This is a genomic window from Enterobacter sp. Li2LvB3 (assembly GCF_056156645.1).
The window spans coordinates 1-14,480 of sequence record NZ_JBSICG010000026.1 but is presented as its reverse complement, the minus strand read 5'-3'; the positions used below and the strand labels follow the sequence as shown (position 1 = coordinate 14,480).

Sequence of the window (14,480 nt, the reverse complement as noted above, 5' to 3'; positions counted from 1 at the left end):
ATGTTCAGCGCACCACCTGTACAAAAAGTTTCAGTCGTTATCCCGGTTTACAACGAGCAGGAGAGCCTGCCTGAACTTATCCGCCGCACCACGGCAGCCTGTGACACTATGGGCAAGGCGTACGAAATTCTGCTGGTAGATGATGGCAGCAGCGACGATTCTGCCCAGATGCTCACTGACGCCGCAGAGGTTGAAGGAAGCCACATCGTAGCCGTACTGCTTAACCGTAACTACGGTCAGCACTCTGCCATTATGGCTGGCTTTAGCCACGTAACGGGCGACCTGATTATCACTCTGGATGCCGACCTGCAAAACCCGCCGGAAGAGATCCCGCGCCTGGTAGCGAAAGCCGATGAAGGCTATGACGTGGTCGGCACAGTTCGCCAGAACCGCCAGGACAGCCTGTTCCGCAAGCTGGCGTCGCGCACCATTAACCGCCTTATCCAGCGCACGACCGGTAAAGCAATGGGTGATTACGGCTGCATGTTGCGCGCCTACCGTCGCCACATTGTCGATGCCATGCTGCACTGCCACGAGCGCAGTACGTTCATTCCGATTCTCGCCAATACCTTTGCCCGCAGAGCGACTGAAATCCCGGTGCTGCACGCAGAGCGCGAGCACGGGGAATCGAAGTACAGCTTTATGCGCCTGATTAACCTGATGTATGACCTGATCACCTGCCTGACCACCACGCCGCTGCGTTTGTTAAGCGTCTTCGGCAGTGTTATCGCACTGGCCGGGTTTGCGATTTCCGTTCTGCTGGTCGCGTTGCGACTGATCTTCGGCCCTCAGTGGGCGGCGGAAGGGGTCTTTATGCTGTTTGCCGTACTGTTCATGTTCATCGGTGCCCAGTTTGTTGGGATGGGCTTACTCGGTGAGTACATCGGCCGTATTTATAACGATGTTCGCGCACGTCCGCGCTACTTTATTCAACGTGTTGTCCGTCAGGAACACAAAGCATCTCAAGAGGAAATTCACCCATGAAAGCTGTTGTATTTGCCTATCACGATATGGGGTGTACGGGCACGCTGGCCCTGCTGGAAGCGGGTTATGATATTGCTGCAATCTTCACTCACCCGGACGCTGCCGGAGAAAATAACTTCTTTGGTTCCGTTGCGCGTATTGCCGCTGAGCGTGGCATCCCGGTGTATGCCCCTGATGATGTAAACCACCCGCTGTGGGTTGACCGCATTCGCGCGCTTTCTCCTGATGTGATTTTCTCTTTCTATTATCGCAATCTGCTGAGCAACGATATCTTAAGCCTGGCACCAAAAGGCGCATTCAACCTGCACGGCTCCCTGCTGCCAGCATACCGTGGCCGCGCGCCGCTGAACTGGGTGCTGGTTAACGGTGAAACGGAAACCGGCGTGACTCTGCACCGCATGGTGCGTCGCGCAGATGCGGGCGATATCGTGGCCCAGCAGAAAGTGGTTATTGAAGCCGATGAAACCGCGCTGCAACTGCATCATAAACTGTGTGGCGCTGCGCAAAACCTGCTGCGTGATGTGCTGCCTTCCATTCAGCAGGGTTCTTTTAAAGAGACCGCGCAGGATGAGAGCAAAGCAAGCTGCTTTGGCCGCCGTAACCCGGAAGATGGTCGTCTGGACTGGGCGAAACCTGCGCGTCAGCTGCACAACCTGGTGCGTGCGGTCACTGACCCGTGGCCGGGCGCGTACAGCTTCGCGGGCGTAAGCAAATTTATTGTCTGGAAATCCCGCGTACGTGACGACATTCCGGCGGCAAAACCGGGTACGGTGGTCTCTGTTTCCCCGCTGGTAGTGAGTTGCGGCGAGCAGGCGCTGGAAATTCTGACCGGGCAAACTGACAACGGCGTATACGTTCAGGGCACGCAGCTGGCGCAGTCTCTGGGTCTGGTTGCTGGCGCAATTATCACCAGCGCACCGGTTGTGGCCATCAAACGCCGCACCCGCGTACTGATCCTCGGTGTGAACGGCTTTATCGGTAACCACCTGACCGAACGTCTGCTGCAAGACGACAACTACGAAATCTATGGCCTGGATATTGGCTCTGATGCGATCAGCCGCTTCCTGACCAACCCGCGTTTCCACTTCGTTGAAGGGGATATCAGCATCCACTCCGAATGGATCGAATACCACATCAAGAAATGCGATGTGGTGCTGCCGCTGGTGGCGATCGCGACCCCGATTGAATACACCCGTAACCCGCTGCGCGTGTTCGAGCTGGACTTCGAAGAGAACCTGAAGATTATCCGCGACTGCGTGAAATACGATAAGCGCATCATCTTCCCGTCCACGTCTGAAGTGTACGGCATGTGTACGGACAAAAACTTCGACGAAGACACCTCTAACCTGGTGGTCGGCCCAATTAACAAACAACGCTGGATCTACTCTGTTTCCAAACAGCTGCTGGACCGCGTGATTTGGGCATACGGTGAAAAAGAAGGCCTGCGCTTTACTCTTTTCCGTCCGTTTAACTGGATGGGGCCACGTCTGGATAACCTGAATGCCGCGCGTATTGGTAGTTCGCGTGCAATCACTCAGCTGATCCTGAACCTGGTTGAAGGCTCCCCAATCAAGCTGATTGAAGGCGGCAAACAGAAGCGTTGCTTTACTGACATCTCTGACGGTATCGAAGCGCTGTTCCGCATCATCGAAAACAAAGATGGCCGCTGCAACGGTGAAATCATCAACATCGGTAACCCGGAAAACGAAGCCAGCATTCGTGAACTGGCTGAGATGCTGCTGGCAAGCTTCGAGCGTCATCCACTTCGTGACCAGTTCCCGCCGTTTGCGGGCTTCCGTGAAGTGGAAAGCAGCAGCTACTACGGTAAAGGCTATCAGGACGTTGAGCACCGTAAGCCAAGCATCCGTAACGCCAAGCGCTGCCTGAACTGGACGCCGGAAGTGAAGATGGAACAGACCATCGATGAAACGCTCGATTTCTTCCTGCGCACAGTGGAGCTGTCGGAACAGACATCATGAAAAAAGTCGGCTTACGTATAGACGTCGACACCTTCCGGGGCACGCGTGATGGCGTGCCCAAACTGCTGGAGTTACTGGGCAAGCATGATGTGCGCTCCAGTATCTTCTTCAGTGTGGGGCCGGATAACATGGGACGCCATTTATGGCGTCTGATTAAACCGGCGTTTCTGTTCAAAATGCTGCGCTCACGCGCAGCATCGCTGTACGGCTGGGATATTTTGCTGGCCGGAACCGCCTGGCCTGGCAGGCGCATCGGCGCGGGTAATGAAGACATTATCCGCGAAGCATCGCGTTTGCATGAGGTAGGGCTACATGCCTGGGATCACCATGCGTGGCAGGCCTGGGCCGGCGTGTGGGATATCCCACGTCTGGGTCGTGAGGTTGAACGCGGCATAATGGAGCTGGAAGCCATTACCTGTAAACCGGTGCAGTGTTCAGCGGTGGCAGGCTGGCGAGCGGATCAGCGCGTGGTGAAAGCGAAACAGCCATTCGCATTTCGCTATAACAGCGACTGTCGCGGCAGCGGGCCGTTTTTGCCTCTGCTGGGTGAAAACCTGTTTGGCACTGTGCAAATCCCGGTCACGCTTCCCACCTGGGATGAAGTGGTGGGACGCGAGGTGACTGCCGAGGGCTTTAACCGTTACATTCTGGATTGCATCCATCGTGATACCGGTACGCCGGTGTATACCATCCACGCCGAAGTGGAAGGGATTGCGTATCAGCATGACTTTGATGCGCTGCTGACGATGGCCGCAGAGGAAGGTATTCAGTTTTGCCCACTCAGCGAACTGCTGCCTGACGACCTCAGCACACTGCCTGTAGGCAAAATTGTTCGTAAAGAAATGGCTGGCCGGGAAGGCTGGCTTGGCTATCAACAAACCGTGAGCCCGGTACCATGAAAGCAGCCCGTTATGGCTTTGCGCTTTTCGCACTGTTTGTCATTTACTACCTTATTCCCGTCGATATCCGCCTGTTATGGCAGCCTGATGAGACGCGCTACGCGGAAATTAGCCGTGAAATGCTGGCATCAGGGGACTGGGTCGTCCCGCATTTCCTGGGACTTCGTTACTTTGAAAAACCGATAGCCGGATACTGGGTTAACAGTATCGGACAGATGCTGTTTGGTCATACCAACTTTGCCGTACGCGCGGGAGCGATATTCTCCACCGGGCTGGCGGCGCTGCTGGTTATCTGGCTCGCATGGCGCATCTGGCGCGATAAACGCGTCGCCTTGCTTTCGGGCGTTATCTTCTTAACCCTCTTCCTGGTGTATGGCATCGGCACGTATGCCGTGCTGGATCCGATTATCACTCTCTGGCTGGTGTTTGCGATGTGCAGCTTCTGGCTGGCGGCACAGGCGAAAACGTTCGCCGGAAAAGCGGGTGGCTATGTGCTGCTTGGGCTTGCCTGCGGAATGGGGGTGATGACCAAAGGGTTCCTGGCGCTTGCCGTGCCGGTCATTGGCGTGCTGCCGTGGGTGATTGCCCAGAAGCGCTGGAAAGAGGTGCTGCTGTTTGGCTGGCTGGCTATCCTCAGCTGCGTGCTTATTGTTCTGCCCTGGGGGCTGGCGATTGCCCATCGTGAACCGGACTTCTGGCGTTACTTCTTCTGGGTTGAGCATATTCAGCGTTTTGCGCAGAGCGATGCCCAGCACAAAGCGCCATTCTGGTATTACATTCCGTTCCTGATTGCCGGAAGTCTGCCGTGGCTGGCCTTGCTGCCAGGTGCGCTGCGTCAGGGCTGGCGTGGACGACAGGGCGAAGGCGGCGGATTGTACCTGCTTGGTTGGGTGGTTATGCCGCTGGTGTTCTTCAGTATCGCCAAAGGTAAGCTGCCGACCTATATCCTGCCGTGCTTTGCACCGCTGGCGATGCTGATGGCGCACTACGCCTGCACCGTGGCGGAAAAGAGCGGCAAAGTGCTGCGCATCAACGGATGGATCAACCTGGCGTTTGGTGTGCTGGGTGTGGTGGCGGCGCTGGTGGTTTCCCCGTGGGGGCTGTCAAAACACCCGGTCTGGACGTCCGTTGAGTTGTATAAAGTCTTCTGCGCGGTTGTGGCTTTCCTGATCTGGGCCGCCGTGGGCTGGTTTACCCTGCGCCAGAGCCAGCAGCGCTGGTGGCTGGCGGCGCTGTGTCCGCTTGGCCTGACGCTGCTGATTGGCTTTGCTATCCCGAATCGGGTGGTGGATTCAAAACAGCCGCAGTCGCTGGTGGACACCGTACGTGAGCCGCTTCAGGAGAGCCGTTTCGTTCTGGCGAATAACGTGGGCGTCGCGTCTGGCCTGGCCTGGGAGTTAAAGCGTAATGACATCGTTCTGTATGGTCAGAGCGGTGAAGTGCGTTACGGGCTGGACTACCCGGATGTGAAAGACCGGTTTGTCGGCAAAGACGATTTCCCACAGTGGCTGGAAGAACATCGCCAGCAGGGGCGGATCTCGGTGGTGATCTTGTTGTCGAAAAACGATGACCTTGAGCGCCTGAAGTTGCCAAAACCTGACAGCCTGTATATTCAGGGGCGTCTGGCTTACTTGCAGTATCTGCCACAATGATGACCTGGTTCTGGCTGGTTCTGGCTAGCCTGCTGAGCTGTGCAGGGCAGCTGTGCCAGAAACAGGCCACCCGTCCGGCGAAATCCGGGCGGCGTGGTGCGCATATCGTCTTCTGGCTTGGCCTGGCGCTGCTGGCGCTGGGCTTCGGAATGCTGGTCTGGCTGGTGGTGCTGCAACGCCTTCCTGTAGGGATTGCTTACCCGATGCTGAGCCTGAACTTTGTCTGGGTGACGCTGGCGGCGAAAACGTTCTGGCGTGAGAACGTCGCGGCACACCACTGGCTCGGCGTAGGGTTCATCATGGTCGGGATAATCCTGTTGGGAGGGAGCCTGTGAAAGGCGCATTCTGGGCGTTGTGCAGCGTGGTGTTAGTCAGCATCGCGCAGCTGTTGTTACGGTACGCCATGGTGACACTCCCGCCGGTTGGCGAGGATTTTTCTTTTATCATCGCGCTGTGGCATTTTGCGCCGGGTACCGGGTCGCTGATGCTTGGGCTGATGGGCTATGTGGCTTCAATGGGATGCTGGTATCTGGCGCTGCATCGTCTGGCGCTCAGCAAAGCCTATGCCTTGCTGAGTCTCAGTTATATCCTGGTGTGGGGCGCAGCCATTCTGCTGCCCGGTTGGGGAGAAACGTTCTCCTGGCACGGGCTGGCGGGTGTCGGATTTATTATTCTGGGTGTGCTGACCATTTTTCTGCCGACGCGTCGTCGGCCGAATGGATCAGAGCCGTCGTAAGGCCAAATGGTGTGGTCGTGCATACGGCAAGACTCAGGGAGTCGACCTGGCAATGGCTTACCGTATGGAGGGTGCTGGCAGCACTGTCGATACTCACTATTTGCCATGAGTGCGCGCCACGCTGTTTGATGATGGCGCCTTTACGCGTCCAGATACGCCAGAACACGGCAAGCTGACTCTCCGGTTTTTCGTTTTCCATTTCATCATGTTCGGCAGTGCTGAAGACCGCATTTGCAAGCGTACGCCAGTTATCCTGCGGGCGTATGTGTTCCAGTGAACAACCCACATCACCTTCATCACTGACAATCAGGGCGATATCGTCATCACAATGGCTGATACTAAACCACAGTGGATAGTCGTCAGCAAAGCCCGGTTTTCCCTGTTCGCTATAGACGATTTCCGGCAAGGGGTGTGGTGCAAACAGGCGGGAAAGCAACCCGCGGCCGGCCAGCCAGCGGTCGCGCTGTACGCCCGTGGGAGCGTGCAGGGCAAGAGCTTGTGCCCAGCGGTCTGTGCTCAGCGAAGAGATCTTTCCCAGAAAAACCTGGTACATATGAAGTCGGGCCTTAAGTCGAAACAGAGATAACCGCAAAGTTCCGCGGCGAAACCAATACTATAATCCAATGCTCCTGATAATAGCTAACCGGGATACGGAATTACCCCGGCAATCGGCTTTTGGGGCGCCCCGGGCCGAGCAAAATTGCCAGCTTGCTGCCACCTTTGGTTGTCTCCATCCAGATTTTACACACGCTGGTAAGCGGGACTGAAAGCAGCATCCCTACCGGGCCGAGCAGCCATCCCCAGATGAGTAACGATAAAAAGACCACCAGTGTCGACATCCCGAGCCGGTGCCCCATCATGCGTGGCTCGACAATATTGCCGATAAGCATATGCACCACCAGAAACAGCGCGCCCACCAGCATGCATTCATAAAGGCCATTAAATAAAAATGCCTGAATCATTGGCGGTACGGCGGAAATCACTGCCCCGATGTTCGGCACATAATTCAGCAGGAAGGCCAGCACACCCCACATCAGCGCAAACTGGATGTCCATCAACACCAGCCCGAGCCAGACAACCACCCCGGTCCACAGGCTCAGTAAGGTTTTCAGCGCCAGATAGTGAGACACACCTTTGAGTGCGCGATGAAGGCCGGCAATATGGATTTGCGGATTATTCAGCGCAAAACGCAGCTTATAAGGCACATGACGTACCTCAAAGAGCATGAATACCACCGTCATCACCAGCAGCAAAACGCTGGCCATCGCGCCGGAGAGCTGCGTCATCAGGGTTGTGGCCCAGGCCATGAGTTTTTCTGAATCCATCCGTTGCAGCATCCGCTCCGGGGACATGTGGATGTGCAGGAACGGGAGCGAATCCTGTAATTGCAGGACCTTGCGCGTGAGTTCTTTGTTGTATTTTGGCAGCATGGTGGAAAATTCATTCACCGAGGCGGCAAGCACGCCGACCAGTGCAGTCAGGACAATCAGCATGACGATAACCACAATTGTTATTGCCACTGGTCGCGACACACCGCGGCGGATAAACCAGGTCACCAGCGGGTTCAGCACGATGGCGAAAAAGAGGGCCAGCAGGAGCTGTACGATGATATCTGCCGCTGCATGGATGCCCGCAAGGATAACCACCAGGCTGGCGAGCTTTAACAAAATATGCAGACCTGTCTTGTCGGGCTGGGTCGATGTCATACGGATTCCTTTTGCCGGGAGCCTGTTAAGTGTAGTGCGCGGGTTGCGCTTCGTCTGACGCCGTTAATCTGAAAGTCACTGCTGCTTTTCTTAACCCATCGTGGTAATAGTGAAACACTGTTGTAAAAATCCAGGTAGAACCCCATGCCCGAACCTTCCGCCGAACCGGCACTCAGCGGATTACGCCTTAATCTGCGTATTGTTTCTGTCGTCATTTTTAATTTTGCCAGTTATCTGACCATTGGCCTGCCGTTGGCGGTCTTACCTGGCTATGTCCATGATGTCATGGGGTTTAGCGCATTCTGGGCGGGGCTGGTGATTAGCCTGCAATACTTCGCGACTCTGCTAAGTCGCCCTTATGCGGGGCGTTATGCCGATCTGTTCGGGCCAAAAAGCATTGTGGTCTTAGGGCTGTGTGGCTGCTTCCTCAGCGGGCTGAGTTACCTGATGGCCGGATTGAGTAGCGGCTGGCCGATAGTGAGCCTGGTGCTGCTGTGCCTGGGGCGCGTGATCCTCGGTATCGGACAAAGCCTGGCCGGAACAGGGTCAACGCTGTGGGGCGTGGGCGTTGTGGGTGCTTCCCACATTGGGCGAGTGATATCGTGGAATGGCATTGTCACCTACGGGGCGATGGCAATCGGCGCGCCGCTGGGCGTGGTCTGTTTTTCATTCGCGGGGCTAAACGGGCTGGCGCTGACCATTATGGCGGTCGCACTGCTGGCGATTTTGTTTGCCCTGCCGCGCCCGAAAGTGAAAGCCAGCAAAGGTAAGCCGATGCCGTTTCGTGCGGTGCTTGGCCGCGTGTGGCCTTATGGCATGGCGCTGGCGCTGGCCTCAGCTGGTTTTGGTGTCATCGCGACCTTTATTACGTTGTTCTACGATGCAAAAGGGTGGGACGGGGCCGCATTTGCGTTAACCCTGTTTAGCTGTGCATTTGTGGGGACGCGTTTGCTGTTCCCGAACGGTATCAACCGCCTGGGCGGGCTGAATGTGGCGATGATCTGTTTTAGCGTGGAGATTGTCGGGCTGCTGCTGACCGGGATTGCCGCGGCGCCGTGGATGGCAAAAATGGGTGTTTTCCTGGCGGGCGCCGGTTTCTCGCTGGTGTTCCCGGCGCTGGGTGTGGTGGCGGTGAAGGCGGTGCCGCAGCAAAACCAGGGGGCAGCGCTTGCGACCTATACGGTGTTTATGGATATGTCTTTGGGCATTACCGGGCCACTGGCGGGGCTGGTGATGGCGTGGGCAGGCGTGCCGGTTATCTACCTTGCGGCAGCGGGGCTGGTGGCGGTGGCGTTGTTGCTGACGTGGAGGCTAAAAAAATGGCCCCCGGAGCAAACCCCGGAGGCCACGTCACCATCGTGAGTAATTACTGAATCGCGATGGTGTTAATGATGTTTTCAGCGGCGGTCTGCGCTTTCTGCTGATCGTCTGCTGGCAGGGTGATTTGCAGGGTCAGCAGTTTGTTGTCGACCTTGCCGAGCACCACAGAAGAGTATGCGGTCTGGCCTTTTGCAGAGATGATGCTGTCCAGCTGTTGCATTGCGTGACCTTTCAGCTCAATGGACTTGTTGGTCACAACCTGCAACTGCGGGTCACGGCTGCGCTGCTGATCTTCCAGACGTTTGGACAGAACGCCCAGATCTTCGTTGGTGTCATCGCCCACAATCACAATCACGGCTTTCTGCCCGGTCGCATCGGAATAGACGTGCATATTGTTCGCCTGTGTACCCAGCTTACCGCTCTGATCGGTCATATCTGCTGGCAGAGAGAAACTCAGCTTGCCATCCAGAAGACTTACCGGCTGCCCGGCCGCATTACTTTCTGCTGACGCGCCTTGAGCAGGTGCTTTCGTGTCGCTGTTATCACAGGCGGCAAGGCCCACAACCAGCAGGCCAATCCCGACATATTTAACCAGATTGCGCATTGACTTCTTCCTTTCGATAAACGGCCATAACGGCTCATTCGAGCATCTTATCACAACTGTTAAAGCGAACCCTTAACCTGCCTGCAATGCAGAGATTTCAGATTTATCTGCCAGCCTTTTCAGCAGCATATTCAGCAATACGCCATACATCGGCAGGAAGAACACAATGCTGATAAGCACCTTGAAGCAGTAGTCCACCAGCGCGATTTCCATCCAGTGTTCAGCCATAAACGCATCCGGGCTACGCCAGAAAGCGATAAAGAAGAAGGCCAGCGTATCGCTTACGTTACCAAACAGCGTGGAGGCCGTTGGCGCCATCCACCAGCGGTGGTTTTGCCGCAGGCGGTTAAACACGTGAACGTCAAGGATTTGCCCCAGGGCATAGGCCATAAAGCTGGCGGTAGCGATACGCGCCACAAACAGGTTGAAGTGCGTTAGCGCCTCAAAGCCCTGCCAGCTTCCCATATAGAACAGGGAAGAAATCACGTAGGAGATGAACAGTGCCGGAAGCATCACCGCAAAGATAATTCGACGCGCCAGCGGTGCACCAAAGATACGCACGGTTAAATCGGTCGCGAGGAAGATAAACGGGAAACTGAACGCGCCCCAGGTGGTATGAAAACCAAAAATGGCGATCGGCAGCTGTACCAGATAGTTGCTGGAGGTGATCACCAGCAGATGAAAAAGAGAAAGCCAGAACAACGCTTTTACGCGCTGCGGTTGAGAGAACTGCGTCATTTTGTGACCTTTTTGAACGTTGGGGTGAGGGAACCCAATAAAAACCGCTGCATGATACTGCTTTCATTCACCTTTGCAATGGCTAATTTTCACGCAATCGTTAACCTGGTTTGCATTGGCGGCAACGGGGCGTAAACTACAGCCGTTTTTATGTGAACGAGAAGAAAATGACCGACCTGTTTTCCAGCCCAGACCATACGCTTGATGCCCAGGGCCTTCGCTGCCCGGAACCGGTGATGATGGTGCGCAAAACCGTGCGTAACATGCAGACCGGCGAAACGCTTTTAATCATTGCCGACGATCCGGCAACCACCCGCGACATCCCCGGTTTTTGTACCTTTATGGAACACGAACTGGTCGCGCAGCAGACGGAAGCGCTGCCGTACCGGTATTTGATTCGTAAAGGTTAATCGCCTGCCCGGTAAGGCGAAGCCACCACCGGGCGGTGTTTTACCTTTTACGCAACAGCCGCAGCGCGTTCGCTGTTACCAGCACGGTTGCTCCGGTATCTGCCAGCACCGCCAGCCACAGCCCGGTAATTCCAAGCAGCGTGGTCACCAGGAAAATCCCTTTCAGGCCTAGCGCAATCGTGATGTTCTGACGAATGTTAGCGCGAGTGGCGCGCGCCAGGCGGATCATCTGCGAAAGCCCTGTCAGCCGGTTATGCGTGAGCGCGGCATCTGCGGTTTCCAGTGCCACATCGGTGCCGCTACCCATCGCAATGCCAATGGTTGAGGCTTTCATTGCCGGGGCATCGTTGATCCCATCACCCACCATCGCCAGCGGCGCACTGCCATTCAGTCGGGTGACTGCTTTTACTTTGTCGGCAGGCAGCAGCCCGGCCTGAAACTCCATGCCTAACTCTGCGGCGATGCTCGCGGCGGCGCGCGGGTTATCCCCCGTCAGGATCACGCCCTGAACACCAATCTGATGCAGATCAGCCATGGCCGCTTTTGCATCCTCACGCAGGGTATCACGCAGTGCCAGCATCCCCAGCGCAGTGCCATCCTGCACCACAATAATCACCGTCTGCCCGGCCTGTTCCAGCTCATTTACGCGGGCAGCTAACCCGGCCACAGGGAATTTATCCGCAGCACTGATAAGCACTTTCTTGTCCCCGACGTGGGCTTCAATCCCTGAACCCACCAGCGCACGCTGGGCAGTGGCTGCCGGTATGGTCAGCCCACGGGACTGCGCTTCACGCACAATCGCCTGGGCCAGCGGGTGCGTCGAACCTTGTTCAACGGCGGCAGCCAGTACCAGTAGTTCGTCTTCACTGATGTTCTGGGGATAAACGCCAGTCACCTGTGGCTTACCCACGGTCAGCGTGCCGGTTTTATCAAATGCGATATGCTGAACCTGGCTCAGTTGCTCCAGTGCCGCACCGCCTTTAATCAGCGCACCGCGGCGTGCTGCGGCGGCAAGGCCTGATGTAATCGCAGCGGGTGTGGAGATAACCAGCGCGCACGGGCAACCAATCAGCAGCAGCGTCAGGCCCTTGTAGATCCAGCCTTCCCACGGCGCGCCAAACAACAATGGCGGGATAATGGTGACCAGCAGGGCAACCAGCATGATGGCAGGGGTGTAAATGCGGCTAAAGCGATCGATAAAGCGTTCCACCGGCGCACGGCGCTCTTCGGCCTCTTCAATGAGCTTCAGAATGCGGTCAATAGCGCTGTCGCCCGGTTCGGAGAGCACGGTCAATTGCACCAGACGGTCGACGCTGGTGGCTCCGGCAGGGACTTTTTCACCCGCTTCACGCTCCACGGGAATCGACTCGCCGGTAAGGGCGCTTTCATCGAAACTGGCCATTGCCGAAAGTAGCGTGCCGTCGGCAGGCAACCTGCCGCCTGCGGCCACTTCGATAACATCACCGGGGCGCAGTGCACTGATAGCCACGGTTTTACGCTCACCGTTGACCAGCTGAGTTGCGGTTTCGGGTTTCAGCGCCATTAACGCACTGACACCTTTACGCGCACGGCTTGCAGCCCAGCCTTCAAGGCGCTCACCAATTAAAAACAGCAGCAGTACCATCGCCGCTTCTGCCGTTGCGCCAATGAACAACGCGCCAATCGCGGCAACGCTCATCAGTGTTTCGATGGCAAACCAGCTTCCGGTTTTCATCAGACGCACTGCCTGGCGGGCGATAGGGTACAGCCCGACCAGCGTGGTGGCGATAAAGGCCAGATTACCGAAAGGATGGTTGAACTGTTCCAGTGCCCAGCTTAACGCCATCATGATAATCAGCATTATCAGCGGGAGATTTTCGCGCAGCGGGCTGACTTTTTCGGCCGGGGCATCTTCGCTGCGCAGGGAATATCCGGCGCCTTTCACGGCGGCTTCAACCTGGGCGCTGATATCTGAGGCAGCACTGACCAACAGTTTTTCAGTGGCGAAAAGCACCTGAACATGGTCGACGCCTTTCACCTGCCGGACGGCATTTTCGACTTTACGTGCGCAGGCGGCGCAATCCATACCATTCACCACCCAACTGTAACGGTTTCCGTTATCGGGTAATGCCTGTTCAGGCTGAGTTGTGCAGGAGCCTTCGCAGCAGCAATCGTCTTTTGCGGGAAGAAGGTTAAGCTTAAGTGCCGAAAATTGTGGCACTTTTTTGTTTGTCTCTGGAGTCGACATGGCATTCTCCGGTAATGATAATTTTCTCATTAGCCGCAGCATACACTCTGGAGTCGACTCCAGAGTCAAGGGTTATTTAGATGTACAGCGATCGTACAATCAGGAAGTGCCCGGCAAAGTAACAGGCGGCGGCAATAGCGTTATCCGCGCGGAAACGGCCGCGATAATGGCTGCCCAGCCAGACAATATTGCCAATAAGCAGCAGCGTTGCGCCGAAGAATGCCGACATCGCAGCCGATGTTGGGCGGAAGAACCACAGCTCACCCGCCAGCCACACCATCACCAGTGTCATGGCGATAAAGGTGCAGATTGGCCATCGCATCTCTTCAAGGCGTGTCCAGATCACCGCGACCAGCAGTGCGCCAATCACCAGCAATATCAACGGCAACGGCCAGAAGAAAGAGAGCGTCATCTGACTGGCAAAATAGATGGTGTAAAGCAGGTGCGAAAGGAAGAATGCCCCTACGGCATACAGCAAACGCTGACGGGGTAGCAGCGTCAAGGCATCACCAACCAGCGTGGCGCACAGGCCTGCGAGCACCAGGTAGCTGACGGCATTGAACATTGGAGCCTGCCAGGCGAGCAGCAGCAGGAGAAGTAGGGTAACGGGTTTAAACAACCAACGCTGCCAGGCAGGCCCGCGATAAGATGCATCGACGAAGAGCCAGCCAGACAAACAGACAGCGATAAATGACCAAAGCATATTAACTCCCTGTATCTGTTATGACTGAATAATCAGTTTCTGATTCAGTGTAGTGACGTGGGCAGGCGTTTGGCAATGTCGGATAAGGCAAGGTATCCTGATTTCCGCATAATCTGATGGGATAAACCAATGAGCAAGATGCCGCTGTTTTTCGTTGTCGTGGTGGCCATAATTGTTATCGCCGCCTCGTTCCGTTTTGTGCAGCAGCGCCGCGAGAAGGCCAACAACGATGCCGCGCCGCTACTGCAAAAACGTGTGGTAGTCAGCAATAAGCGCGAAAAAACCCTTAACGACCGCCGTTCGCGCCAGCAGCAAACAGCGCCAGCCGGGACATCCGTGCGGTATGAGGCGAGCTTTAAACCCGAAACCGGCGGGCTGGAAATGACGTTCCGTCTGGACGCGCAGCAGTACCATCAGCTGACGGTCGGGGACAGAGGGACGTTGAGCTACAAAGGGTCACGGTTCGAGTGGTTCAGGGCCGAATAATACAAGGTCAGTCCCCTCTCCCGGTGGGCTGAGGGT

General features: G+C 56.2%; 15 protein-coding genes. 9 read left to right on the top strand and 6 right to left on the bottom strand.

Annotated features, from left to right (window positions below; genetic code table 11):
• Genes arnC through arnF form a run of 6 tightly spaced genes read left to right on the top strand, consistent with a single transcriptional unit; the run spans position 1 to position 6,250 of the window.
• Positions 1 to 984 carry an undecaprenyl-phosphate 4-deoxy-4-formamido-L-arabinose transferase gene (gene arnC / locus ACS603_RS19055; protein ID WP_182063487.1) on the top strand — a complete coding sequence of 328 codons (984 nt, stop codon included), beginning with the start codon at positions 1 to 3 and terminating at the stop codon, positions 982 to 984.
• Positions 981 to 2,963: a bifunctional UDP-4-amino-4-deoxy-L-arabinose formyltransferase/UDP-glucuronic acid oxidase ArnA gene (gene arnA / locus ACS603_RS19050; protein WP_182062860.1), complete on the top strand. Its 1,983-nt coding sequence runs from the start codon at positions 981 to 983 to the stop codon at positions 2,961 to 2,963. The genes arnC and arnA overlap by 4 nt, the downstream gene beginning before the upstream one ends.
• Complete coding sequence (gene arnD, locus ACS603_RS19045) at positions 2,960 to 3,862, top strand: 4-deoxy-4-formamido-L-arabinose-phosphoundecaprenol deformylase (RefSeq protein WP_474944721.1); 903 nt, start codon at positions 2,960 to 2,962, stop codon at positions 3,860 to 3,862. Before arnA ends, arnD begins: the two co-directional genes overlap by 4 nt.
• Positions 3,859 to 5,514, top strand: coding sequence for a lipid IV(A) 4-amino-4-deoxy-L-arabinosyltransferase (gene arnT / locus ACS603_RS19040; RefSeq protein ID WP_315687169.1), 1,656 nt, complete (start codon positions 3,859 to 3,861; stop codon positions 5,512 to 5,514). Before arnD ends, arnT begins: the two co-directional genes overlap by 4 nt.
• Positions 5,511 to 5,849, top strand: a complete 339-nt coding sequence (gene arnE, locus ACS603_RS19035) for a 4-amino-4-deoxy-L-arabinose-phosphoundecaprenol flippase subunit ArnE (RefSeq protein WP_182062857.1) — start codon at positions 5,511 to 5,513, stop codon at positions 5,847 to 5,849. The genes arnT and arnE overlap by 4 nt, the downstream gene beginning before the upstream one ends.
• Positions 5,846 to 6,250 (top strand): 4-amino-4-deoxy-L-arabinose-phosphoundecaprenol flippase subunit ArnF, encoded by a 405-nt coding sequence (arnF, locus tag ACS603_RS19030; RefSeq protein WP_182062856.1) that lies wholly within the window; start codon positions 5,846 to 5,848, stop codon positions 6,248 to 6,250. Before arnE ends, arnF begins: the two co-directional genes overlap by 4 nt.
• Here arnF and acpT read toward each other — a convergent pair.
• Positions 6,183 to 6,803, bottom strand: coding sequence for a 4'-phosphopantetheinyl transferase AcpT (gene acpT, locus ACS603_RS19025; protein ID WP_182062855.1), 621 nt, complete (start codon positions 6,801 to 6,803; stop codon positions 6,183 to 6,185). The genes arnF and acpT overlap by 68 nt on opposite strands.
• 103 nt (positions 6,804 to 6,906) lie before the next feature.
• Positions 6,907 to 7,956, bottom strand: coding sequence for an AI-2E family transporter (locus ACS603_RS19020; protein WP_182062854.1), 1,050 nt, complete (start codon positions 7,954 to 7,956; stop codon positions 6,907 to 6,909).
• 144 nt (positions 7,957 to 8,100) lie between these two features.
• Between ACS603_RS19020 and ACS603_RS19015 the strand changes: the two genes are divergently transcribed.
• Positions 8,101 to 9,318, top strand: a complete 1,218-nt coding sequence (locus ACS603_RS19015; protein ID WP_315687162.1) for an MFS transporter — start codon at positions 8,101 to 8,103, stop codon at positions 9,316 to 9,318.
• A 4-nt stretch (positions 9,319 to 9,322) separates the two neighbouring features.
• Here ACS603_RS19015 and ACS603_RS19010 read toward each other — a convergent pair whose 3' ends face one another.
• Together ACS603_RS19010 and ACS603_RS19005 are read right to left on the bottom strand one after the other, a co-directional pair.
• The gene (locus ACS603_RS19010; RefSeq protein WP_182062852.1) at positions 9,323 to 9,880 is read right to left on the bottom strand and encodes a DcrB family lipoprotein; all 558 of its coding nucleotides are present in this window, start codon (positions 9,878 to 9,880) and stop codon (positions 9,323 to 9,325) included.
• A gap of 72 nt (positions 9,881 to 9,952) precedes the next feature.
• On the bottom strand, positions 9,953 to 10,618 hold the full coding sequence (locus tag ACS603_RS19005; RefSeq protein ID WP_014072175.1) for a 7-cyano-7-deazaguanine/7-aminomethyl-7-deazaguanine transporter: 666 nt from the start codon (positions 10,616 to 10,618) through the stop codon (positions 9,953 to 9,955).
• 167 nt (positions 10,619 to 10,785) lie between these two features.
• Here ACS603_RS19005 and tusA point away from each other — a divergent pair, with 167 nt between their 5' ends.
• Positions 10,786 to 11,028: a sulfurtransferase TusA gene (gene tusA / locus ACS603_RS19000; RefSeq protein ID WP_008503071.1), complete on the top strand. Its 243-nt coding sequence runs from the start codon at positions 10,786 to 10,788 to the stop codon at positions 11,026 to 11,028.
• A 40-nt stretch (positions 11,029 to 11,068) separates the two neighbouring features.
• Here tusA and zntA read toward each other — a convergent pair whose 3' ends face one another.
• Positions 11,069 to 13,255, bottom strand: coding sequence for a Zn(II)/Cd(II)/Pb(II) translocating P-type ATPase ZntA (gene zntA / locus ACS603_RS18995; protein ID WP_474944720.1), 2,187 nt, complete (start codon positions 13,253 to 13,255; stop codon positions 11,069 to 11,071).
• Positions 13,256 to 13,331: 76 nt separating this feature from the next.
• Positions 13,332 to 13,958: a lysoplasmalogenase gene (locus tag ACS603_RS18990; RefSeq protein ID WP_182062850.1), complete on the bottom strand. Its 627-nt coding sequence runs from the start codon at positions 13,956 to 13,958 to the stop codon at positions 13,332 to 13,334.
• A 129-nt stretch (positions 13,959 to 14,087) separates the two neighbouring features.
• Between ACS603_RS18990 and ACS603_RS18985 the strand changes: the two genes are divergently transcribed.
• Entirely contained in the window at positions 14,088 to 14,444 is a 357-nt protein-coding gene (locus ACS603_RS18985; protein ID WP_474944719.1) for a DUF2500 domain-containing protein, read from the top strand.
• Positions 14,445 to 14,480: the final 36 nt, after the last annotated feature.

Coding starts and splice junctions, on each gene's coding strand:
- arnE (WP_182062857.1), top strand. CDS start 5,511: ATGATGACCTGGTTCTGGCTGGTTCTGGCTAGCCTGCTGAGCTGTGCA.
- ACS603_RS19010 (WP_182062852.1), bottom strand. CDS start 9,880: ATGCGCAATCTGGTTAAATATGTCGGGATTGGCCTGCTGGTTGTGGGC.
- arnC (WP_182063487.1), top strand. CDS start 1: ATGTTCAGCGCACCACCTGTACAAAAAGTTTCAGTCGTTATCCCGGTT.
- ACS603_RS19020 (WP_182062854.1), bottom strand. CDS start 7,956: ATGACATCGACCCAGCCCGACAAGACAGGTCTGCATATTTTGTTAAAG.
- zntA (WP_474944720.1), bottom strand. CDS start 13,255: ATGTCGACTCCAGAGACAAACAAAAAAGTGCCACAATTTTCGGCACTT.
- arnT (WP_315687169.1), top strand. CDS start 3,859: ATGAAAGCAGCCCGTTATGGCTTTGCGCTTTTCGCACTGTTTGTCATT.
- acpT (WP_182062855.1), bottom strand. CDS start 6,803: ATGTACCAGGTTTTTCTGGGAAAGATCTCTTCGCTGAGCACAGACCGC.
- arnA (WP_182062860.1), top strand. CDS start 981: ATGAAAGCTGTTGTATTTGCCTATCACGATATGGGGTGTACGGGCACG.
- ACS603_RS18985 (WP_474944719.1), top strand. CDS start 14,088: ATGAGCAAGATGCCGCTGTTTTTCGTTGTCGTGGTGGCCATAATTGTT.
- ACS603_RS19015 (WP_315687162.1), top strand. CDS start 8,101: ATGCCCGAACCTTCCGCCGAACCGGCACTCAGCGGATTACGCCTTAAT.
- tusA (WP_008503071.1), top strand. CDS start 10,786: ATGACCGACCTGTTTTCCAGCCCAGACCATACGCTTGATGCCCAGGGC.
- ACS603_RS18990 (WP_182062850.1), bottom strand. CDS start 13,958: ATGCTTTGGTCATTTATCGCTGTCTGTTTGTCTGGCTGGCTCTTCGTC.
- arnD (WP_474944721.1), top strand. CDS start 2,960: ATGAAAAAAGTCGGCTTACGTATAGACGTCGACACCTTCCGGGGCACG.
- ACS603_RS19005 (WP_014072175.1), bottom strand. CDS start 10,618: ATGACGCAGTTCTCTCAACCGCAGCGCGTAAAAGCGTTGTTCTGGCTT.